We start from the raw sequence: 20744 nt of genomic DNA, 5'->3' as shown, positions 1-20744 counted from the left end.
GCCCTGACGAACTCCCGACGGCTGTTTGGGGAGCCTTAAGTGTTTTGCAATATCGTGGTCCGCTCTTAGAATAGGTAGGCGCAGCCACACCTTTACGGCGCGGTCTCGGAGGAAAGCATGTTGGCATTCCGGCTCGGGCTGATTTTCCTGTTAGGAAGTATCAGCGGAGCTTACGCAGCCAGTTCGGCTTGCGACCGCGTTATTGCGTCCGCACACCCCGACTATCCGCCCTATCACTGGCGCGAAGGCGGGCGGATTGTTGGTGCGAGCGTAGACCTGAACAAAATGATTTTCGGCGAAATCGGCATCCCGTTTGAAGCGATCTACACAGGCCCTTGGAAGCGGGTCTTAAAAACTGCCGAAAGTGGCGATGTGGATTTTTTGATGTCGCTGAAAAAGACACCGCAGCGGTCAAAGTTTCTTCTTTATACAGAGGCACCCGCCTTCGAAAATCCCTTTACGGTTTTCACCTTGAAAACAAAACAGTTTCCATTGCTGACGTGGACCGATCTAAAGGGAAAATTCGGCGCAAAAAACGCCGGGGATCGATATGGCGAACCGTTCGACACCTATGTCTTGAATGTCCTTGCGCTGTCCGACAATTTTTCATTTCTTGAGAATGTAAACCGCCTTTTGATTGAGCGCGTGGATTACATCATTCACGGCCGGTACGTGGGCCAGGCCCAGTTTGGGGCCATCGATGGCGGCGAAAACATTGTGCCGCTCGATTGGAACGTCATGAATGGTTTCGTTCATAGTGGTTTTGCGCGGACATCGGCTTGCGTCCAACTCAATCCATACGTCAGTCAACGCTATAGCGAATTGTTATCTGATGGCACCGCAGCCCGCCTGTTGGCGGACAACGTCGGCAGGTGGATTTTGAACAGTAGGAACTACGAGCTGAACAAAAAGGTCGTGGATTCCAAATAGCGTCATCCATGTTGATCGTGATGCGGCGGCTCCATCAGAACATCAGGCTATCTTTCCGTCCTCTGACATCGATGTAAAGTTCGAGCAGCGCCTAACCAGGAAAAGCTCAATGATGGCTCAGATGGTGACGGAACTCCGCCTTTGCGACGGCGAGTGGTTTGGCCGGTGCAAAACTGTCCGCTTCGGCCATCGCCCAATAGGTGGAATAGCCGGCAATGTCGTGGCTGGGGTCTAACAAGGCGCCGGTCTTGACCCAGGTGAGCGCGGCGCTGGCCGGCATGATTTCCCGTTGGCCTGCACGCAAATAAAAATGTTCCGGCCGGAATTCCTTCGGGTGATCAAGGCCAGCTGCTGCTGTGAATTCGATCAGGGATTTCATGGTATTGCAGTGAAAGTTGGCAACGCGCTGGGCTTTATCCGGTACATTCAGTGCTTGCTGGCGTTTCGGATCCTGGGTCGCAACACCTGTCGGGCATTTGTTGGTGTGGCAGCTTTGCGACTGGATGCAGCCAACTGCAAACATGAAGCCGCGCGCAGAGTTCACCCAGTCCGCCCCCAGGGCCATCGTGCCGGCGATATCAAACGCGCTGATCAGCTTGCCGCTGGCGCCGATCTTGATGTCTTCGCGCAAGCCCGCACCAACGAGGCAATTGTGTACGAACAAAAGGCCTTGGCGCAGCGGGGTCCCGAGCCGGTTGGCAAATTCAACGGGCGCAGCGCCCGTGCCGCCTTCCGCACCATCCACGACAATGAAATCCGGTTTGATACCGGTTTTTAGCATCGCCTTGACGATAGCCATGAACTCCCAGCGGTGGCCGATGCACAGTTTAAAGCCAACCGGCTTGCCGCCGGACAGTTGGCGCAGCCTTTGGATGAAATCCAGCAGCTCCAGAGGAGATGAAAAGGCAGAATGACTGGCAGGAGATATACACTCCTTGCCAAGGGGAATGCCGCGAGCTTCCGCGATTTCTTCGGTCACTTTCGCCCCTGGGAGCACGCCGCCATGGCCGGGTTTTGCGCCCTGGCTCATCTTGATCTCAATCATTTTGATTTGCGGATCGGCAGCCTGTTTTTCAAATTTGGCCGCATCAAACCCGCCATCATCCGCACGGCAGCCAAAGTAGCCGCTGCCGAGCTCCCAAACGAGGTCGCCACCGCCTTGCCGGTGATACCGCGAGACACTGCCTTCACCCGTGTCGTGATAGAAGTTGCCAGCTTTTGCGCCTTTGTTCAGCGCGAGAATGGCATTCCCGGACAGGGAGCCGAAACTCATCGCCGAAATGTTGAACAGCGAGGCGGAATAGGGCTGTGTGCAATCCGGTCCGCCGATGGTGACCCGCAGGTCCTCCCGATGGTGCGGCTGCGGGCAAACAGAATGATTGACCCAGCCATAAGCGCGGTCATAAACATCCAGTTCTGTGCCGAAGGGAAGAACACTTTCGCTGTTCTTCGCCCGGTCATAGACCATTGACCGGCGCTCGCGCGAAAACGGTCGCCCATCCTGATTGCTTTCAAAAAAGTATTGGCGCAGTTCGGGGCGGATGGCCTCAAACAAGAACCGGAAATGGCCGGAAACCGGATAATTGCGCAAGACAGCATGTCTGGTTTGCAGAAGGTCCGTCACACCGACCCCGACTAGCACGGCGGAGACGGCGGCCGCCCAGAGGAAATGTCCATTGACCGTGATTGCCAGAAGAAGACTGAAAAGCAGGACAATGATGCAAATAACAAAAACACTATAGCGGGCTGGAAACACGTTTGGACCTCTCCCTTAGACCTCTTCTTAGTCTTGTCAGGCGGATGATCAAAAGGGAAGGGGCCTATGTCACTCAGTGCAAGGAAGAAAGTTCGCGAGCCTTAAGATCTTGTTTCCAACAATCGGCAAAGCTCTATGGATTGCCTTGATCCAGTATTTCTGGACTTTAGGTGTGTGGATTATCTAGCGCTGAGTGTGTGTTTTGGTGTTCGCCGTGATTGAGAGCCAATCCGAATGAAACTGATACGAGGAAGTGCGGCCGCTCTTTTGCTGTTGGGACAGTCGATTGCTGTCTCAGCAGGTGAACTAATTGTTGCCCGTGAGAATACAGTGAACTTTCCGTGGCAGCTGATGGATGGGATGGGAGCTGATACCTATTTGATCGAAACCGCTGCGCGCAATTTGGGCTATGCGATTGAGTTCAAAAAAGTTCCCTGGAACCGATGCCTGAACCAAATTGCCAACAACAATTTCGATGGATGCTACTCGGCAAGTTTCAAGCCAGAGCGGATGGGGTTTGGGGTGTATCCCATGGCGGATGGCAAACCTGATCCGGCCAAACGCACCCATACAGAAAGCTATTCCTTATATACACTTAAGTCTTCGCTTGCCGATTGGACAGGACAGACATTCAAGAACCTGGACGGCGATGTTGGGGCTATATACGGCTATTCTGTCATTGATGTTTTGAAAGAAAACAATGCGTCAGTTTTTGAAGGGGATGACTTGGATCAGCTCTTCAAGATGTTGATTGCTGGCAACCTGTCCGGCGTTGCCTCCTTGACCTCTAAGGCCGACTACTACATCCAGAGCAATCCCGATCTTCAACACGTGATACGCAAAGTCGAAGTTCCCTTGGTTAAAAAGCATTATTACTTGATGTTGTCGCACAAATTGGCGCAAGACAAACCAGTGTTGGCGGCCGCATTATATGATGAGATTGAAAAGGTCCGGCAGTCTGAAGACTATCAGAAGTACTTTGCCAGCTTGTTCAAGTAAGGAATTTATTCGGTTATCAGAGTGAACCAGACGCATCGCGCCTATTGAGCGGCTATCGATCTTTCGGCAGTCACGCGTTTTGCTGTTTCAAGATGCTTCATGATCCGTTTTGCAGCCCCCTCGGCGCCGGGCTCGTTCTGCATGACCTCTGCCGCCTTTTGCGCATTGTCAGCATAGGCGGGCACATCAAGAGCGTAGAGAGCTTTTATCAGCTGTCCGGTGGTTAGTTTGTGCTGCGGAATGGGTGCGGGACCTGCGCCGGACTTATGGACCCGGCTTCCCCAAAAGGGTTGATCAGCAAAGACCGGGCAAACCAATGAGGGTTTGCCCCAGCGCAGCGCTTCGTGGGTTGTCCCTGCTCCGCCGTGATGAATTATGCCGCTGCAACGCGGGAACAGCCAGCTGTGTGGTGCTTTGTCGATCAGGTAAACTTTGTCTTTGAGGACGTCAGGCAGTTCGCTGGCATTAAGACCGCCCCAGCCGCGCGCAAGAACCGCCCGTTGTCCCGTTTGGCTTAGAGCGCTCAAGATCAGGCCGGTCAATTCGGCTGGTTTGCGGCTCGGCATTGAGCCGAAGCCGACGTAAACAGGCGCCGGGCCGCTATCCAGAAATTGGAGCAAGTCGAGTTTTGGTTGATATTTTCTGTCTGGATTGGAAAACCAATAGCCGGTCAGCCAGGCATGGTCCGGCCAGTCCTCCGGCCGCGGGATGAGGGCACTTGAAAATCCCTGCAGACTGAGCGCTGTTGAGCCATCCGGCATATGACCGTCGAGTGGATCTTTCTGTCCCAGAATATCATTAGAAATCTCAGATTTGAGCGGTTTGAGAAGCGGCGCCAGGCCAAGGCGCATGAGCTTGCGGGCCGCCGAATAGCCCGCCCGGTTGAGTGTCCGGCCAAGGTCCGGCAGGCCAAACAGCGGGACCGGAAAGTCACCGGTTGCGGCGGATACTGGCTGGAGAACGGTCGGTAGAGCCGGAACGTTCAGCCGCCGGGCGGCGAGGGTTACAACTGTCGCTTTGAGATTGAACAGGATGAGATCCGGTTTTTCTTCGAGCGCGGCCGCCCACAACGCCCGGGTGACCTCTTGTTGTTCGGAAACACTTTTGCGCGCCACTCGGATTTTGCCCCGGACGGTGAAAAGCGCTTCGCGGACCTCCGGCGCGCGCAAGAGCGCTTCGTAATCAACCGGAACAGAGCGGGGCCGGGCGCCGGCTTTCCCGATCATGCTGTCAAATCCGTGTCCGGTGACAACGACCACCTGTGCACCAAGACGGACCAGCTCACCGGCAAGCGCAGCATAGGGCTGGACATCACCACGGGTGCCCAGTGTCGCGATCAAGATTTTTGGTTTTGTTGATGCCATAGGCGGTTTTCTGGACAAGAAGATCCTTCTTGTGGCTGTTTTGATCGGAGAATGCAATCTGTGAGTGGTGGGGGAGTAGCGAATAATTTGCGAGTCTACTTTTGCGCAGGGGAATTGGTGTTTTTAGGGCATGCTGACCGTGCAAATTGCGACTTTGTTAGGGGGCTATGAGATAGAAAGCTTAATGATATCTGGAATGAAATAGGTTGACGATGGTCAAGGGGCAGAGTTTTCAGCTGATCGTCTTTCTAGCGGGACTGGTCTGGGTGTTGGGTGCACCAGGGCAGGCTGCATCGCGCATCGATATCGTTACGGAAAACTACCCGCCCTATGAAATGGCAGAACCCGACAATGGTTTACGCGGATTTGATTATGAGGTGGCTGTCGAAGCGTTCCGGCGGATGGGATATCATGCAGATATCCGGTTCCTGCCGTGGAAACGGGCCTTGAGTGAGGCCGAAAACGGCACGACTTCCGGGATATTGACCTGCGCTTTTTTGGAGGAGCGGGAACGGTTCATTTTGTATTCCGACCCGATCAGCTCTTTTACTGACGGATTGTTTTTAAGGTCAGCACATGCTGGACCAGAGATCACAAAGTTGGACGATGTGATTGGCCAGCCGGTAGCTTCCATGGCCGGGTATGAGAGCTTGCAGGTTCTGCGGAACATCGGGGCAGATCCGATCGAGGCGCAAACGACCGAGATCGGTTTGCGGATGCTCGCTGCCGGCCGGTTCGATTACCTGCTCGGTGCCCGTGAGCAGATTGAATACACCATCCGCCAAGAGGGTTTAACCGGTCAGTTCGAATTTATTACGCTGACCACAAAGGATTTCCATTTCTGCTTTTCGCGGAATTTCCCGGGCGTCGAAGACCTCGTGGAACACTTCAATGCCGCCTTGGCAGAGATGCGCGAAGATGGCACCTATGATGCCATTCATGGGAAGTACCGGTAGACCTCGCCACCTGTCGGACAGTTCATCCGTTTTCCCGCAGTCAGGTGTTGTTTCGTATGCAAACGCTGTTTTCGCTCACAACCAACGGTCAGGGGCTTTATGAGTTCACCCGAAACGTCAGCACATGGCTGGCGGAAGAGGGCGCCGCCGACGGGCTGCTGACCCTTCTGGTGCGTCACACCTCCTGTTCGCTGCTTATCCAGGAAAATGCCGATCCGGATGTTCAGGTCGATCTCAAGGCCTTTTTCAGCCGGCTGGTGCCGCCCACGACAGACCCGTCGATGGGGTATCTGATCCACACCTATGAAGGGCCGGATGATATGCCTGCGCATATCAAGGCCTCGGTTCTGCCGGTATCGCTGTCGATCCCGGTTTCGAACGGCGAGATGCTCTTGGGCACCTGGCAAGGGATTTATCTGTTTGAACACCGCGACCGGCCGCATCAGCGCCAGGTGGCCGCGCATTTTTTGTCTGATCGGTGACCTGGAAAACTATTGCCTCAGGGCAGGCAGGCCGACGCCTGTTGAGTCAAAACCGCCATCGGAGGCAATCACCTGGCCGGTGACATAGCTTGCCTCTTCTGAGCACAGGAAGACGATGACCGAGGCGATTTCGGTTTCCGAGCCATAGCGGTTGAGCGGAATGGCGTCGTGATAGGCGTCGATGATTTCCTGAGAATGCACCGCCATCGCCAGTTTGGTCCGCACCGGTCCCGGGCAAACACAATTGGCGCGGATGCCATATTCGCCAAGTTCTGCCGCCTGCTGTTTGGTCAGATGAATGACGGCGGCTTTCGAGGTGCCGTAGGCAACCCGCAAAGTGGACGCCCGTAAGCCTGAAATCGAGCCGATGTTGACGATCGCGCCCTTGGTTTTCTTAAGATGTGGCACCGCGGCCTGAGAGACCATGAACACCCCGTCCAGATTGGTCGCCATAACCGTGCGCCACAGGTTCAAATCGGCGTCTTCGATCGGCCCGAAATTCGCCACCCCCGCATTGTTGACCACCGCGTCCAGCCGGCCGAAGTGTTCGATAACTTTGGTCATCATTTCATCGACTTGGGTCTCGATCGAGACGTCATAAATGAAAGCGGATCCGGCGTTGATCCCGGCAGCGGCTTTTGTCAGCTCCGCACCGTCCCGGTCGATCATCGCAACCTTCCAGCCTTTTTCAATGAGCAGCTTGGTGGTCGCCAAACCAATCCCGCGCGCCGCGCCGGTCACTAGAGCAATTTTTTCGGTCATTTTTTTGAAACTTGGGTTTGGAGGGAAGGAGAGGTGGGAAATAAATACTCAGTAATCGGAAGACACCGCTACAGTGCACAGGCACCGTTACTTCTTACACTATACCGGTTCTGAAACTCCGAGACGAATTCGCATGGCTGAACGAGATACGCCTAGAGCATATGCTTGCTCGTTTGGCGTTCTTTTTCCTTCCTGCTGAAGTCGGTCGATCAGGTGTTGGGGCATCAAAAGATTGGCCGCAAAGCGGTTGGCCTGCGTCTCCTGGGCTGGGCCAATCATAGTGTTGTGATACCGCCCAGCATTTGTGCTTCGATAGGCTCTGTCGTCATCAATTCCAGCGCCGATCAGATTTCGGTGATGGACGAAATGACCTAGCTCATGCGCAATCGTGAAGCGTTGTCTGGTCTTTGGGTGGCTGGCATTCACATTGATCTGATAATGCCCGCCAGCAATAGGCACCAGCTCACCTGAGACATCATCGGCAAGGTAGGCTTCGTGTACCGAAATCCCTAAATCGCGGCACAAACCAATGACATCGACCGGGTATTGCCGTTGTGCTCTGCGGATTGCGTCAACTATCATCATCTTCATAGGTCTCTGATACAGCGTGCGCTATTTCGTCAGCTTGGTCACCGCTCACAGCATTCTGCGCTAACTCCATATATTCGTTAATCAGAGTTGGGAGAAGACCTTCCAGGCGCTCAATCGCCAAATTCTCGACTTTTGTTCTGAGTGTCTCCAACTCTTCTTCAGCAGCTTTACGTGCAACAGTTTCAGCTCTGTACTTTAAGAACAAAAATACAGGAATTGCAGATATTGCCCAAATTAGGGCAATGATTGCTAACAAAGCAGAAATAAAATCAAGCCTGCCGGTTTCGGCGGCGAACTGGATTGCTGATTGTGTCGCATTTTCCATAAATGTACCATTTCTGGTAGAGAGATGCGGATACACTAACCATTCTTCTTCTTGCGACGAAAGGTGTTTTTAGTCCTCGTCGATTGGTTTTTGGTCCGGCGGTGTCTTAAGCATTCGCTTCAAGATCTCATCGCCTTTTCTTGATCTGGTTTTTTATTGGTGTCTGACATGCGGGAATTCTCTGAAGATCAATTAAGTTGGTACTGCGCTATAGGCTATCTTGCCACAAGGTGGGCAGCGGTTGAAATTCTGCTGGACAGAATGGTCGAAGCTGTTCACGACAACTACTCCGGTGATAAAATAGAGCCTGAGCGACCAAGAGCTTTAAACAGGAAAGGCCCATACCTTAGAAAGGCATTTAAAGCGCACCATGAGCTCTTACCGTTTTACGACCATTTAGACCAAGACCTTCATGAGGTTTCCGCCCTCTCCGATAAACGCCACTGGGTCATTCATGGGACCATGCTCTCCCACCCTGAACTTACCGGCAATCTCGCTACCTTCATCAAGTATTCTTGGCGCTCAGATCAGTCGCCTAATTCTAAAGGTATCTCGATTGAGGATATCTACGAGACCGCAGATGACGCCCTGACATTGTCTCTCAACCTACTCTTCCTCGGAATCCAAGCTCTCAATATTGGCTCCAAGGATGAGATTGATAAGATCCTCAGCGAACTCACTGGGGAGGACATCACTATTTTCCCACTGGGTTAGGCGCCTAGCCACCTTCCTAACCAATTCCTCTTTTTCGGGAGCTGCCTGCTTTTCTTCATCTGTCATGTTTCTCTTGCGTCATGCAAAAAATAGGAAAAAATTCCTTGACACCGTAACGGTGATGTGGCATGGTTTTGTCATGATCCGATAGTTGCGGATCGGGCAAGGCTTCCGGCGATGGCATGGAGGCCTTTTTTGTTGGCCTCTGGTGAGGAGCTGGCCGGTGAAATCCTGTGTTGCACCTGAGTTTGAACCGCCAGGCAAAGGGCTAACTACCCGTCGCACCAGAACTGCAGTATCGCATGCGGCGGCGGGGGCGTGGATAAGGTTTTTGAGATTTGATCACGGCTGACTGGCACGTGGGTACCCGGCGCTGACCGTTGGGTCGCAGGAGGCAAGGAGTTCAGCGCATGGAGATGCAGACCCGGATGGTGCCCTTGTTATCCCAAAGCGCGATGTTCTTGTCGTTGATCCGGAACGCGTAGGTGCCTTCAGGATCGCGGGCGTTGACCGCCAAGGCGGCGAACTCGGCGAAGGGAACGATCCGGCCAGCTTGATCGCGCACCAGCATCTCGCCAAAGGCATAGGATTGATCGAACTTGTAGCCGTAAAGCGGGCCAAGCGCCTTGGCGTCCTTGCCGGAGTACCCGCGCGGGCCGACGGGCTTATAGAGCCCGTTGATCACGGTCCATTTGCCGGAATATCCGACCTTTCGAATTTTGCCATTTGGTAGATTGAGCGTCTGCCAGCCTATTTGCGAATTGACCGCCGCGCAGTGATCTGCCGCCCATGAACCTGGGACCGTGAAAAGAAGGGCAGCCAGCACAAGTTGGGGGATGCGGAAGGTCAGCATGATGAAATCCGATGAATGACGCTGCGGAAGAATGGCGGAGCTGAGGCCGAACCGTCAAGAGAAATGGGGTAGTTCTTCTCTGCCGCGTCTTCCGTCTTGCGATGACTTGATCCGGCAATCCATTCCGTAACCTTGCATCAAGTACCGCCCATCGTGAGGCACGAGAACGGCATGGATCCCATGGTCAAGCCATGGGATGACGTTGGTGGGAGTATCGAGGTGTCAGAACACATTTCGTCGTCCCGGAAGCTGGAAATCAGAGATCCGAGGCTTCCTCACGTGAAGAGCATAAAGTGAAATTGGCCGACGCTTCGGAATGTGGAACAGCGCGTGGAACCCCGGTCGCGCCGGGGAGGACAGCAGGAGTGGTTTTGACCGCCCTGGCTCACTCTTCGGTTTGGAGGTCTCATTGACAGCAGAACGTGAGCATCTATCGGTTAAACAGCGGTTTTCCGGGCAGGGGCTGGTGGATACGCTCAAGCGGGAAAGGGCGCAGGCGCGCAAAGAGAAGAAGCGATGGGAACCAGCGCCATGCGCCGAACCGCCGTCTGCCAGTCCGCCACTTGAGGAACCCTTGGATACGCAGAGCCCGCGCGATATGGCCATTAGGCTCTACCGGGCCTTCGCCGGGCAGATAGACCAGCTTGAGGCCCACCTGAAGGATCTCTTTGCTGAGGCAGGCCGGGAGGGGGCGGCCGGTCTCCAGGAGATCGACAAGACCGTCAAAACGCTCGCAAGCCTTGCCAAAACGCTTGGAGCCTTGATGGATTTGAAATCGGACACCGAACCGGACGGGGAGGGCAAAAACCTTGACGACCGGGAGGAGCTGCGCGCGGCGCTTGCGTGCCGTCTTGAGCGCTTGGGCGGACGATCGGAAGATTGAAGAGGTTCTGTCCGCACTGTCGGATGAAGAGCTGAGATTTCTGGCGTTTGACTGGCCGGTGTTTGCCCATGCGCATCAGCTGCCCCCTCAAACCAACTGGTCGCTGTGGCTGCTCATGGGCGGGCGCGGCGCCGGCAAAACCCGGGCCGGTGCGGAATGGATCCGGGCACGGGCCTTGGGCCATGGCTGGTGCGAACCTGAGTTTGCCGGGCGGATTGCCTTGATCGGCGAAACCTTTGCTGATGTGCGCGAGGTGATGGTGGAAGGCGTGTCCGGCCTTTTGACGGTGCATCCGAAAGAAGAACGGCCGCAGTGGACCCCGACGCGGCGCAGATTGGAATGGCCGAACGGCGCGGTGGCGCAGGCCTTTTCCGCTGAAGACCCGGAGGCCTTGAGAGGCCCGCAATTCGACATCGCCTGGTGTGATGAACTTGCCAAATGGACCTATGCCGAGGAGACTTTTGATATGTTGCAATTCGGCTTGAGATTGGGCCAAAAACCCCGCCAGCTGGTGACCACCACCCCGAAGCCGGTGCCGCTCCTCAAACGCCTGATGAAACAGGCGGGCACCGCGATCACTCATGCGCCGACCAAGGCAAATGCGTTGTTTCTGGCGCCCGGATTTCTGGAAACGGTGGTGGGCCGCTATGGCGGCACGCGCCTTGGCCGTCAGGAGCTTGACGGCGAATTGATCGAGGACCGGCCCGATGCACTCTGGTTGCGGGAACGTCTGGAAGCGGTTCGGGTGGACGCGGCGCCGGACAGCCTGACCCGGATCGTCATCGCCATCGATCCGCCAGTGACCGCACACAAGACTTCCGATGCGTGCGGCATTGTCGCCGCAGGGCTGGGCGCGGACGGCAAGGCCTATGTTCTGGCCGACCGCAGCCGCCGTCCCGCCAAACCGTCCGACTGGGCGGAAGCGGCGATTGGCCTGTGGCATGGACTGAAGGCCGATTGCCTGATCGCCGAGGTCAATCAGGGCGGCGACATGGTGTCCGAAGTCATTGCCAGTGCCGATCCGTCTGTTCCCGTCAAACAAGTGCGGGCAACACGTGGCAAGTTCTCAAGGGCTGAGCCGGTCGCCATGCTTTATGACCAGAGCAAGGTGTTTCATGCCGGTGCCTTTCCCGAACTCGAAGATGAGATGGCCGACTTCGGCCCTGGCGGGCTCACCTCGCGCCGCTCCCCCGATAGGCTCGACGCGCTGGTTTGGGCGGTCTCCGAGTTGATGCTGGGTCCGAAAGCTGAGCCAAAAGTGCGGGGGCTGTGAGGTTCTATTTGTATCACTTTGCCAAGAAATTGAATCCGTTTCTGAAAGTCTTGAGGGAGCGCTTTAACGGGCGCTGAAAGGGCCGATAAAACATGCGCTTAAGACAAGCAATTGAATCAATTTTCCGGACAATTCCCGTTGCGGCACTTGAGGAAAAGGCATCGCGCACCGGGCCGCTGTTGGCAATTCAAGGCACCGCGCAGCCTGTCTGGAGCCCGCGGGACTATGCAGCCCTTGCGCGCGAAGGTTTTGCCAAAAACCCGGTGGTGCACCGGGCCGTCCGGCTGCTTTCGGAAACGGCAGCTGCCGTGCCGCTGCTGCTGTTCGAAGACGATGAAGAACTGACCAGGCACCCGCTGCTGTCGCTGCTGGCCCGGCCTAATGCCTATGAAACCGGAGCGGATTTTCTGGAAGCGCTCTACGGTTATCTGCTGGTTTCCGGCAACGCTTATCTGGAACAAGTCCCGGTCGATGGTGTGCCCAGAGAGCTTTATGCGCTTCGGCCCGACCGGGTGAAGGTGGTGCCGGGCACGGAAGGCTGGCCGGAGGCGTTTGACTACACCGTGGGCGGACGCACGGTTCGCCTTCCTGCGGACGGCGACGGCGGAGTATCTGCCGTGAGGCACCTGAAGCTGTTTCATCCGCTCAACGATCATTATGGCTTTGCCCCGGTGGAAGCGGCGCAAATGGCGCTCGACATTCACAATGCGGCAGCCAGCTGGAACAAGGCGCTGTTGGACAATGCGGCCCGCCCGTCTGGCGCGTTGATCTATGGCGCTGGCGATGCTCTCAATCTGACAAGCGATCAGTTCGATCGCTTAAAGGCGGAACTTGAGGATGGTTATCAGGGCGCGCGCAACGCAGGCCGGCCCTTGCTGCTGGAAGGCGGGCTCGACTGGAAGCCGATGGGCCTGACACCCAAGGACATGGATTTCATAGAAGCCAAAAACCAGGCCGCGCGGGAGATCGCGCTGGCATTCGGGGTGCCGCCCATGCTGCTCGGAATTCCGGGCGACAACACTTACGCCAATTATCAGGAAGCAGGGCGGGCGTTGTGGCGTGGCGCCGTTCTGCCGCTGGTCCGCCGGACGGCGTCCCACCTTGCGGCCTGGCTCGGACCAGCTTTCGGCGAGGAGCTCAGGCTGGAGCCGGATCTCGATGCCATTGAGGCGCTGTCGTCCGAACGCGAAGCCTTATGGCGCCGGGTTGGGGAAGCTGGCTTCCTCTCAAAGGATGAAAAACGCATCGCCGTCGGATATGGCGCGCGGGACCCAGACGGAGGGGAAGCCGGAAATGCTTGACGACCTTGTGGCCAGCGTCCTCACCCGCGGGGATTTGGCGCATTTGGCTCTGTTTCTCTGGGCCGTGACCGCTACGCTGATCGGTCTCGTTCTAGTGCGCGAACTGAGCCTCTCCAATCGGCGCTTTTCTGACTTCGTCAGCGAAGTCGCTCGGCTGAACCGCTATCTGGCCGAGTTGAGTACTCTTTAGATCCAAGACTGCCGAAAACACTGACATTTGAGAAGGAGGGCCGAATGAGCCTTCAACGCAGGTCCATAAGGAGCGTGCGGACGGGTAACTGCGTGCACCGTTTACGCGCAAGGGATGTTTCGCAGCGGTCATTTACTGGGTGGGAAAACCGCCGTACGGAACATCTGCCGGTATTCCGCGATTTCTCCGGCCGCCTCTATCAGCTCGCCGTTTCTGTTCAGGCAGATGCACTTAGCCCCGCTCAGGACCGCCAAACGTGAGCGGCGACACCAACCAAATCCGGATCGCTGGCTATGCCAGCGTGTTTGGCAAACCGGACGGTGCGGGCGACACCGTTGTTCCCGGCGCATTCCGCAGATCCTTGGCCCAACGTCCGCCCGCGCGCATCGCATTGTTGTGGCAGCACTATCCCACCCGCCCCATCGGCCGCTGGACGAGGCTTCTGGAAACCCGTCACGGGCTCTGGGCCGAAGGCGAATTGACCGCCGGGGTTAAGGCGGCACAGGAAGCTGCCAGCCTGATTGCCTCTGGTGCCTTAAGCGGGCTGTCCATCGGCTTCAAAGCGCGCAAAGCCCGCCACATGGGACGGGGCCTGGGACGGACCACTGCTTACTGCGCTGGCCGGATCCTTCAGGACATCGATCTTTGGGAAATTTCATTGGTGACCTTTCCGCAAGCCGATGAGGCGCGCGTGCGTCTTTTATCCCCATCGCCACCCACAATGGCCCATTGGCCGCAATCAGTTCGAGCCAGATCCAGGGAGTATGCATGATGACAGGAGCTTCTGAGTTGAAAGCGCAGGCGCAGCCTTTTGAAATCAAGGCGGATTTGCCAGGTAGCCTGCCACCGGCAGCACCGATTCCGCCCGCGATGCCGGATGGTGTTGATGGTGGCGAGGTGGCGCGCACGTTTGATGAATTCTTCCGCACGTTCGAGAGCTACCGGGCGGTGAATGACGCGCGGCTTGCCGAAATCGAAAACCGGGGCAGCGCGGATGTGATCTCGCTGGAAAAGCTCGACCGGCTGGATGCGGCACTTGATGCCACCCAGCGGCGGCTTGATAATCTCACGCTCAAAAGCCGCCGTCCGCAGATTGGAACCCGCGAGCCGCGTCAGCTCACCTCTGCGGCATTGGAGCATAAAGCTGCATTTGAAGCCTACGTCCGCTCCGGACAGGAGCAGATCCTGCGCCCCTTGGAAACAAAAGCCCTGTCGGCCGGATCTGACCCGGACGGCGGGTATTTGGTTCCGGAAGAAACCGAAGCTGGGATCATGCGGCGCTTGTCCCAGGTTTCGCCAATCCGGGCGATTGCCGGAAACCGCCAAGTGTCGTCATCGACTTATAAAAAACCCTTTGCCGTCTCTGGGCCGCAATCAGGCTGGGTTGGGGAAACCGATGTTCGGCCTCAGACCACCAGCCCGCAACTGGCTGAACTGACTTTCCCGGCGATGGAGCTTTACGCCATGCCGGCGGCGACCTCCTCGCTCTTGGACGATGCGGCCATCGATATGGATCAATGGATTGCCGAAGAAGTGGAAACCGTCTTTGCCGAACAGGAGGGCGCCGCCTTCATCAACGGGGATGGCACCAACAAGCCGGTTGGATTTCTGCAAGTACCGCGCGTCGCAGAGGCGAGCTGGGCCTGGGGATCCCTTGGAACGGTGTCGACGGGCGCAGCCGGGGCTTTTCCTGCCTCTGCTCCAGCGGACACGCTGATTGACCTGATCTATTCGGCTAAGAGCGGTTACCGGCAAAACGGCCGGTTTGTCATGAACCGCAAGACCCAGAGCGAAATCCGCAAGCTCAAGGACGGTGACGGCAATTACCTCTGGCAGCCGCCAGCCGGAACTGAGGGCGCAGCAACCTTGCTCAATTTCCCGATTACCGAAGCCGAAGACATGCCGGACATTGCGACGGATGCTCCGGCGATTGCGTTCGGTGATTTCCGGCGCGGGTATCTGGTGGTTGACCGCATGGGCGTGCGCCTCCTGCGCGATCCTTATTCGGCCAAACCCTACGTCTTGTTCTACACCACCAAGCGTGTCGGCGGTGGCGTTCAAGACTTCGATGCGATCAAATTGTTGATGTTCTCTGCGTGATTGTCTCACGCCGGGGTCACAAAATGGTGCCTTGTAAGTCTTAACTCGCAGACCCACATGTTCTTATGAACGATGAGGGTCGTTCCTCCCCAGACTGGCGCCGCGCTCCATGTTGAGTACGCGGCGCCTTCTTTTTTGGGAGCCTCCCATGACATCGATCCGTTTGACGGACCCGGCCACCGAGCCGGTGACCGTGGAAGAAATGCGCGCCCATTTGCGGCTGAACGGCTCAGACGAAGACAACAGTCTTGCCGGTTTCTTGAAAGCCGCCCGCAGCCACATTGAGCAATCCACCCGCCGTGCGCTGATTTCACAAACGTGGCGGCTTTACCTAGATGGCTGGCCGGGCGGCCGGATTGTCCGCCTGCCGGTGTGCCCGGTGCTGTCGGTTGACCAAATTACGGTCTACGACACGGACGGCAATGCGTCCCAGCTGGCAACGGACGATTGGCAGCTCGACCGGTCGGTGCAGCCGGAACGGGTGAAGATCAAGCTCGGCGCCGGGCTACCGGTGAACCAGTTGATGGCGGCGGAAATCGACTTCACCGCCGGATATGGCGCCACTGCCGCTGATATCCCGGAAGAGTTCCGTCAGGCGGTACGTTTGCTTGCCGGACATTGGTTCGAACACCGGGAAGCGGGAAGCGATCTGGCGGTCGCGAGCCTGCCTCAAGGGCTCGACCGGCTTTTGTCGACAGCCCGGGTGCCGCTCCTATGAGGGCCGGCGATTACCGGCTGCCCATCGTCTTGCAAAGGCCCGTGGAGGTGCGTGCGGCGTCCGGCGAAGTCACGCTCACGTTTGAGACCGCCGGGACTGGCTTTGCAGCTCTTCGACTCAAAAGTCAGGCCGAGCGGTTTGACGGTGAGCGCCTATTGTCTAGGAAACTTTGGGAAATCCGGCTGCGGCCCTTTTCCAGCATGACCGGCGGCTGGCGGATCGTGTCCGGGACAAGAGTTTTCCGCGTGCTGTCTGTTTCTGACCCGGATGGCCGCGGCCGCGAGCTTCTATGTGATGCAGAGGAGGAGAGCCCATGAGCCTTGCCGATGTACAAACGGCGCTCCGGGCGGGGTTCTTCAGCCTGTTGGTAGCCGATGGAGTGCTTCAAAGCCTGCTGGGCAGTGACCGGATTTTTGAAGCCCCGCCACGGGCGGAAGCCTTTCCCTATTTGGTCTTGGAAGCACTGGAGACCCGTCCGCTGCTCGCCGAAATCGGTGAGGGGGCTGTCCATGCTTTAAGCTTGAGCGTTTTTTCCCGTGAGCGTAGCCGGGATGAAGCCGCGTCAGCCGCGGGTCGTGCCGCAGAGGTTCTGATGAACGGGCCAATTGCGCTCACCGGCCATCGACTGGTCAACCTAACCATGACCACGATTTCAAGCCGCCGGCTGCGCGATGGCCGTGGCTATAGAGCGACCAGTTCCCTGCGCGCGGTCACCGAACCGCTGACCTGAATTGTGTTCGCACACAGGCGATCGTCGTTGCCACCCAGGGCTTCGCGTGAGGGCCTTTGGGATGCAGATCCCGGCTCGAGGCCGGGACGGCCACGCGAAGGTCGCAAATCCTGGCATCGGCGATTCTTGTACCTGAATTTGAAAAATGGGAGGCAGCCGAGATGGGCGCACAGCGCGGACGTGATCTGTTGTTGAAACTGGATGCGGAACCGAACGGATCTTTTGTCACAGTTGCTGGTTTGAGGGCGCGCCAGATTGCCCTCAACGCCACCAGTGTCGACATCACTACGTCCGAAAGCGCTGGGCGTTGGCGGGAATTGCTGGAAGGTGCCGGAACCCGGGCAGCAAGCCTGTCCGGATCCGGTCTCTTCCGCGATGGCGCCAGCGATGCCGCCGTGCGCCAATTGTTCTTCGATGGCGCCATCCGTCCTTGGCAGGTGGTCATTCCCGATTTCGGGACCTTAGAAGGCCTGTTTCAGGTCACAGCCCTGGAATATGCCGGGCGCCACGACAGCGAGGTGACCTTTGAGATCGCCCTGTCGTCGGCCGGGGAGCTGGGCTTCACGGCCGAGTGACAAAGTCCGTCAATTCAGCTGCTTCGGCCGGTAGGGCGGATCCAAATCGGCGTTCATCCTATCTTGTACCGATTCATGCAATTCGGCATCCCCGGGAATATTCCGGATATGTTCCGGAAGGAAACGCCACAATATGTTTCCACCTTTGGAATCATACAGTTTTCCTCGTGGGTTTCGATCAATGTGTTTCTGTAGATATTCCGGGTCGAACTCCAGACTTGTATATCTCTGAAGCCGTTCGGTCATCCAGGCCAAGGCGCCGTCCGATAACCCTTGGTCGGGATAACCGCCGCCAACATTGGAATGGACGCCAGGGAAAAAGACCTGTTCGAGAACCCGGTTGGAGAGCTTTTTATCTTCGTCCCACAATGTCGGTGCGAAATTCTTGCGCCGCTCGTCGATCGCCACAGCATGGAGAGCAACTTCAACGTCTTTGCCAAGTTCCGTGTTGTGAAACTGAAAGTCGCTTGCCCGGTATCCGTTTAAGAGCGTTCCGGGAATGCCCATGGACCCAACAGTGTCCCAGACGCCAATGCATTTGATCGGCACATCAGTTACCCGTTCTCCAAGGGCAGCCAAGTGGGCTTTTGCCTTTGCGGTATCGCGCTCGGGGTGTGGAATCCGGTAGTAAGCCCAGCCTTCTGGTAATGTGCCAAGATCTCGCGGATGAACAAGACCGATCGTGCCAATGAACCCAGCAAGGCTCCGAGCCGTGAATGCCCCGCGTGAAAATCCGAAGATGTAGATTTCATCGCCTTCATTGTAGTTGTTGGCCAAGAACCGGTAGCACTCGATCACATTGGCGCTAAGGCCAACGCCAAAAGCGCCGCCCTTGATCTTGTCAATGAAGTTTCCAGTGCCAACACCTTGGCAATAATAACGAATTTGGGGGATGTTTTCAGACGCGGTGGTTTTGATTGCCCGCATGATCTTCAAGACATTTGTGGAACTGCCGCTTTCGGCTCCTTCGGATTCAGGTTTGTTCCAGGTTCCATCTGCGCAGATAATAAGACGCTTCATTCTATCCTCCCAACAACTTTAACAATGAGTGGAAGAATACCTTAATTCAACCAATGAGGGTAGGTGAATATCCGTTCCCGTGAAGGAGAAAAAACGATGGTGAACCGGTTGAGGGGGGAGATTTCGGCCGCATTGGATGGCCGCAAATGGACCCTGGTGCTGACATTGGGCGCATTGGCGGAATTGGAAGAGGCGTTTTCCTGTAAGAGCCTTACTGACCTGCTCTCTCGGTTTTCCGCGGAAACCTTATCGGCGAAGGACATCATCACCCTTTTGGGGGCGGGGTTGCGGGGCGCAGGCAATGATGTCTCTGATGATCAGGTCGCTATGATGCAAACGGCGGGGGGAGCGGCCGGGTTTGCCGCAATTGCTGCGGATTTGCTGCGTGCGACCTTCGGCGATCAGGACGTGTCAGATGAGAGCGAAGAGGGCGCCGGATACTGATGCTTCCCTGGGCACTTCTCTTTCAGCTTGCGGCGCAAAAGCTCTTCTGGCCTCCCAAAGTATTCTGGAGTGCAACACCAAAAGAATTGGACCTGGCGCTCGGCCTGTGCGGCCGGATAACGCTATTGGACCGGAATGAATTGACAACACTGATGAAACAGCACCCGGATGATATCGAGACAGCCGGATAGGTTGGGGAGTAGGATATGACGGACCGGTCTTTAGAGTTCGATATTCCTTTGCAGGAGATCGCAGACTTCCGGCTTCAGATGGAAGACATCGACCGGAGCGCGCAGAATATTTCCCGCAGCCTGGTCAGTGGGCTCAGATCTGCCTTAGTCGATGGAAAATCCCTTGAAAGCGTATTCAAGAAAATTGCCCTATCGGCCTCGTCCCGGCTTTTGAATTCGGCTTTACAGCCGCTGGAAAGGGCCGCCGGGAACCTCTTTGACACCATATTGCCGTTTGCCAAGGGGGGTGTCGTCACGGCGCCAACGATGTTCGGTCTGGGAAATGGGGCTTCTGGGCTAATGGGAGAAGCCGGAGCCGAAGCGATCTTGCCGCTCGCGCGCGGTGCCGATGGGCGCCTGGGGGTGAGGTCCGCGGGACGCGGGCAGACCCCCATGCCAGCTGTGCAAATCACAGTGAATACACAGGACGCGGAGAGCTTCCGGAGATCTGAAGCACAGGTCTCGGCGATGGTGGCCCGCGCCGTCGGACGGGGACGACGCGGGCTCTAACACCGGCCTGAAAAGGAGGGGCTCAGGACGCGGTGTTTGCCGCAGCCGCAATCATGGCGGCGATTTGATCCTTCAAGTGAAGACGTTTCTTCTTCAGATCTTCCAGAACTTCATCGGAAGCTGGCGCGACGTCGGTTTCAATGCGGTGCACTTCGCGGTTGACCGTGTGGTATTCGTCAGCAAGGCGGCTGAAGTGCGCATCGCTGGTTTTCAGGGTGTGAAGCACTTCCGTAGCTTCCGGGAATTCTTCATGCAGTTCGTGAGGAACGTGACTCATTCTTATTTGCCTCCTTTAGAGGCTCACAAAGTGCCGCCCCGCGATTTTAAACTCCTTGAGCAAGATCAATCTCGGTCTGATTTGCGCCGGAGAATTCAATGGAAGCCTTCTTGAACGAGAATTTTCCCGGCGCGATCGCCTTTGGCGTGTTGGGAGGGCCTGAGTGGCGGACGGAAATTGTCCAGCTGGCCACCGGTTATGAGACCCGCAATGCGCGCTGGGCTGACAGCCGGCGGCGTTATGATGCGGCAACCGGGATCAGATCGCTGGACGATCTGAAAGCGGTCGTCGCGCTTTTTGAAAAGGCGCGCGGCCGTTTATATGGCTTCCGCCTGCGTGATCCCTTTGACCACAGCACGGCCCCAGGAACTGCGGCACCCGGTGTTTTCGACCAATCGCTGGGATCCGGTGACGGGACTGCTGCCCGGTTTCCTCTGATCAAGACGTATGGATCGGGCGTTCTGGCCTATTCCCGCGACATCCGCTTGCCGGTGACAGGAACCGTCCGGGTGGCGCTTGATGGCATTGAGCAGTCAGAAGGGACCGATTTTCAGGTGGAGGAAGCCACTGGTGACATCGTTTTTAACCTGGCGCCTGCCACTGACAGCGTCTTGACCGGGGGATTCCTGTTCGATGTGCCGGTCCGGTTCGACACCGACCGATTGGACCTCAGTCTGACCCACTTTGAAGCCGGCGACATTCCGTCCATTCCGCTGATCGAAATCCGGCTCTAGGCCGGACTGTCTGCGGAGCTCTTTATC

27 protein-coding genes are annotated in these 20744 nt (G+C 56.7%); 19 read left to right on the top strand and 8 right to left on the bottom strand.

Annotated elements, in window-relative coordinates; genetic code table 11:
• The first annotated feature begins 117 nt into the window (after nucleotides 1-117).
• A complete protein-coding gene (locus tag ACOOFE_RS17825) occupies nucleotides 118-930 on the top strand; it encodes a substrate-binding periplasmic protein (RefSeq protein WP_420411295.1) in 813 nt (270 codons plus the stop codon).
• A 106-nt stretch (nucleotides 931-1036) separates the two neighbouring features.
• Here ACOOFE_RS17825 and ACOOFE_RS17820 read toward each other — a convergent pair whose 3' ends face one another.
• Complete coding sequence (locus tag ACOOFE_RS17820; RefSeq protein ID WP_420411294.1) at nucleotides 1037-2686, bottom strand: FMN-binding glutamate synthase family protein; 1650 nt, start codon at nucleotides 2684-2686, stop codon at nucleotides 1037-1039.
• Nucleotides 2687-2920: 234 nt separating this feature from the next.
• Here ACOOFE_RS17820 and ACOOFE_RS17815 point away from each other — a divergent pair, with 234 nt between their 5' ends.
• Nucleotides 2921-3685, top strand: coding sequence for a substrate-binding periplasmic protein (locus ACOOFE_RS17815; protein ID WP_420411293.1), 765 nt, complete (start codon nucleotides 2921-2923; stop codon nucleotides 3683-3685).
• A 41-nt stretch (nucleotides 3686-3726) separates the two neighbouring features.
• On the opposite strand, the gene ACOOFE_RS17810 is transcribed toward ACOOFE_RS17815, so the two are convergent.
• On the bottom strand, nucleotides 3727-5049 hold the full coding sequence (locus ACOOFE_RS17810; protein ID WP_420411292.1) for a glycosyltransferase: 1323 nt from the start codon (nucleotides 5047-5049) through the stop codon (nucleotides 3727-3729).
• Nucleotides 5050-5261: 212 nt separating this feature from the next.
• Here ACOOFE_RS17810 and ACOOFE_RS17805 point away from each other — a divergent pair, with 212 nt between their 5' ends.
• Together ACOOFE_RS17805 and ACOOFE_RS17800 are read left to right on the top strand one after the other, a co-directional pair.
• Complete coding sequence (locus tag ACOOFE_RS17805) at nucleotides 5262-6005, top strand: substrate-binding periplasmic protein (protein ID WP_420415603.1); 744 nt, start codon at nucleotides 5262-5264, stop codon at nucleotides 6003-6005.
• 56 nt (nucleotides 6006-6061) lie between these two features.
• Nucleotides 6062-6487 carry a secondary thiamine-phosphate synthase enzyme YjbQ gene (locus ACOOFE_RS17800; protein ID WP_420411291.1) on the top strand — a complete coding sequence of 142 codons (426 nt, stop codon included), beginning with the start codon at nucleotides 6062-6064 and terminating at the stop codon, nucleotides 6485-6487.
• A 9-nt stretch (nucleotides 6488-6496) separates the two neighbouring features.
• On the opposite strand, the gene ACOOFE_RS17795 is transcribed toward ACOOFE_RS17800, so the two are convergent.
• The 3 genes from ACOOFE_RS17795 to ACOOFE_RS17785 all read right to left on the bottom strand — a co-directional run bounded on the left by ACOOFE_RS17795 (nucleotide 6497) and on the right by ACOOFE_RS17785 (nucleotide 8165).
• Nucleotides 6497-7249, bottom strand: a complete 753-nt coding sequence (locus ACOOFE_RS17795; protein WP_420411290.1) for an SDR family NAD(P)-dependent oxidoreductase — start codon at nucleotides 7247-7249, stop codon at nucleotides 6497-6499.
• Nucleotides 7250-7348: 99 nt separating this feature from the next.
• On the bottom strand, nucleotides 7349-7834 hold the full coding sequence (locus ACOOFE_RS17790; RefSeq protein WP_420411289.1) for an ImmA/IrrE family metallo-endopeptidase: 486 nt from the start codon (nucleotides 7832-7834) through the stop codon (nucleotides 7349-7351).
• Nucleotides 7821-8165 (bottom strand): hypothetical protein, encoded by a 345-nt coding sequence (locus ACOOFE_RS17785; protein WP_420411288.1) that lies wholly within the window; start codon nucleotides 8163-8165, stop codon nucleotides 7821-7823. The genes ACOOFE_RS17790 and ACOOFE_RS17785 overlap by 14 nt, the downstream gene beginning before the upstream one ends.
• A 168-nt stretch (nucleotides 8166-8333) precedes the next feature.
• Between ACOOFE_RS17785 and ACOOFE_RS17780 the strand changes: the two genes are divergently transcribed.
• Complete coding sequence (locus ACOOFE_RS17780) at nucleotides 8334-8879, top strand: hypothetical protein (protein WP_420411287.1); 546 nt, start codon at nucleotides 8334-8336, stop codon at nucleotides 8877-8879.
• A gap of 403 nt (nucleotides 8880-9282) precedes the next feature.
• On the opposite strand, the gene ACOOFE_RS17775 is transcribed toward ACOOFE_RS17780, so the two are convergent.
• Entirely contained in the window at nucleotides 9283-9732 is a 450-nt protein-coding gene (locus ACOOFE_RS17775; RefSeq protein ID WP_420411286.1) for a hypothetical protein, read from the bottom strand.
• Nucleotides 9733-10141: 409 nt separating this feature from the next.
• Between ACOOFE_RS17775 and ACOOFE_RS17770 the strand changes: the two genes are divergently transcribed.
• From ACOOFE_RS17770 to ACOOFE_RS17725, 10 genes are all read left to right on the top strand, one after another.
• On the top strand, nucleotides 10142-10615 hold the full coding sequence (locus tag ACOOFE_RS17770) for a hypothetical protein (RefSeq protein WP_420411285.1): 474 nt from the start codon (nucleotides 10142-10144) through the stop codon (nucleotides 10613-10615).
• Nucleotides 10572-11888, top strand: a complete 1317-nt coding sequence (locus tag ACOOFE_RS17765; protein ID WP_420411284.1) for a DNA-packaging protein — start codon at nucleotides 10572-10574, stop codon at nucleotides 11886-11888. The genes ACOOFE_RS17770 and ACOOFE_RS17765 overlap by 44 nt, the downstream gene beginning before the upstream one ends.
• Nucleotides 11889-11980: 92 nt before the next feature.
• Nucleotides 11981-13189, top strand: a complete 1209-nt coding sequence (locus ACOOFE_RS17760) for a phage portal protein (protein WP_420411283.1) — start codon at nucleotides 11981-11983, stop codon at nucleotides 13187-13189.
• Nucleotides 13182-13379 carry a hypothetical protein gene (locus ACOOFE_RS17755; protein WP_420411282.1) on the top strand — a complete coding sequence of 66 codons (198 nt, stop codon included), beginning with the start codon at nucleotides 13182-13184 and terminating at the stop codon, nucleotides 13377-13379. Before ACOOFE_RS17760 ends, ACOOFE_RS17755 begins: the two co-directional genes overlap by 8 nt.
• A 256-nt stretch (nucleotides 13380-13635) precedes the next feature.
• Nucleotides 13636-14151, top strand: coding sequence for an HK97 family phage prohead protease (locus ACOOFE_RS17750; protein ID WP_420411281.1), 516 nt, complete (start codon nucleotides 13636-13638; stop codon nucleotides 14149-14151).
• A gap of 98 nt (nucleotides 14152-14249) precedes the next feature.
• Entirely contained in the window at nucleotides 14250-15479 is a 1230-nt protein-coding gene (locus ACOOFE_RS17745) for a phage major capsid protein (RefSeq protein ID WP_420415602.1), read from the top strand.
• Between the two features lie 148 nt (nucleotides 15480-15627).
• Nucleotides 15628-16197 (top strand): head-tail connector protein, encoded by a 570-nt coding sequence (locus ACOOFE_RS17740; RefSeq protein WP_420411280.1) that lies wholly within the window; start codon nucleotides 15628-15630, stop codon nucleotides 16195-16197.
• Nucleotides 16194-16514, top strand: coding sequence for a head-tail adaptor protein (locus ACOOFE_RS17735; protein ID WP_420411279.1), 321 nt, complete (start codon nucleotides 16194-16196; stop codon nucleotides 16512-16514). Before ACOOFE_RS17740 ends, ACOOFE_RS17735 begins: the two co-directional genes overlap by 4 nt.
• Nucleotides 16511-16927, top strand: coding sequence for a DUF3168 domain-containing protein (locus ACOOFE_RS17730; RefSeq protein WP_420411278.1), 417 nt, complete (start codon nucleotides 16511-16513; stop codon nucleotides 16925-16927). Before ACOOFE_RS17735 ends, ACOOFE_RS17730 begins: the two co-directional genes overlap by 4 nt.
• 161 nt (nucleotides 16928-17088) lie before the next feature.
• Entirely contained in the window at nucleotides 17089-17502 is a 414-nt protein-coding gene (locus tag ACOOFE_RS17725; RefSeq protein WP_420411277.1) for a phage major tail protein, TP901-1 family, read from the top strand.
• A gap of 9 nt (nucleotides 17503-17511) precedes the next feature.
• On the opposite strand, the gene ACOOFE_RS17720 is transcribed toward ACOOFE_RS17725, so the two are convergent.
• Nucleotides 17512-18522 (bottom strand): DUF2235 domain-containing protein, encoded by a 1011-nt coding sequence (locus ACOOFE_RS17720; RefSeq protein WP_420411276.1) that lies wholly within the window; start codon nucleotides 18520-18522, stop codon nucleotides 17512-17514.
• A gap of 96 nt (nucleotides 18523-18618) precedes the next feature.
• On the opposite strand from ACOOFE_RS17720, the gene ACOOFE_RS17715 reads away from it, so the two are divergent.
• From ACOOFE_RS17715 to ACOOFE_RS17705, 3 genes are read left to right on the top strand one after another with little or no spacing between them, the layout of a single operon-like run.
• Nucleotides 18619-18966 (top strand): gene transfer agent family protein, encoded by a 348-nt coding sequence (locus tag ACOOFE_RS17715; RefSeq protein ID WP_420411275.1) that lies wholly within the window; start codon nucleotides 18619-18621, stop codon nucleotides 18964-18966.
• The gene (locus tag ACOOFE_RS17710; protein ID WP_420411274.1) at nucleotides 18966-19157 is read left to right on the top strand and encodes a phage tail assembly chaperone; all 192 of its coding nucleotides are present in this window, start codon (nucleotides 18966-18968) and stop codon (nucleotides 19155-19157) included. The genes ACOOFE_RS17715 and ACOOFE_RS17710 overlap by 1 nt, the downstream gene beginning before the upstream one ends.
• 15 nt (nucleotides 19158-19172) lie before the next feature.
• On the top strand, nucleotides 19173-19706 hold the full coding sequence (locus ACOOFE_RS17705) for a phage tail tape measure protein (protein WP_420411273.1): 534 nt from the start codon (nucleotides 19173-19175) through the stop codon (nucleotides 19704-19706).
• Nucleotides 19707-19728: 22 nt separating this feature from the next.
• On the opposite strand, the gene ACOOFE_RS17700 is transcribed toward ACOOFE_RS17705, so the two are convergent.
• Nucleotides 19729-19983, bottom strand: a complete 255-nt coding sequence (locus tag ACOOFE_RS17700) for a YdcH family protein (RefSeq protein ID WP_141187535.1) — start codon at nucleotides 19981-19983, stop codon at nucleotides 19729-19731.
• Nucleotides 19984-20081: 98 nt separating this feature from the next.
• On the opposite strand from ACOOFE_RS17700, the gene ACOOFE_RS17695 reads away from it, so the two are divergent.
• Nucleotides 20082-20717, top strand: coding sequence for a phage distal tail protein, Rcc01695 family (locus ACOOFE_RS17695; protein WP_420411272.1), 636 nt, complete (start codon nucleotides 20082-20084; stop codon nucleotides 20715-20717).
• Nucleotides 20718-20744 lie beyond the last annotated feature (27 nt).

The organism is Roseibium sp., assembly GCF_965216085.1.
Lineage (GTDB): Bacteria > Pseudomonadota > Alphaproteobacteria > Rhizobiales > Stappiaceae > Roseibium.
Note: the sequence above shows the minus strand (reverse complement) of the source record. Positions and strands in the feature narration are given on the sequence as shown.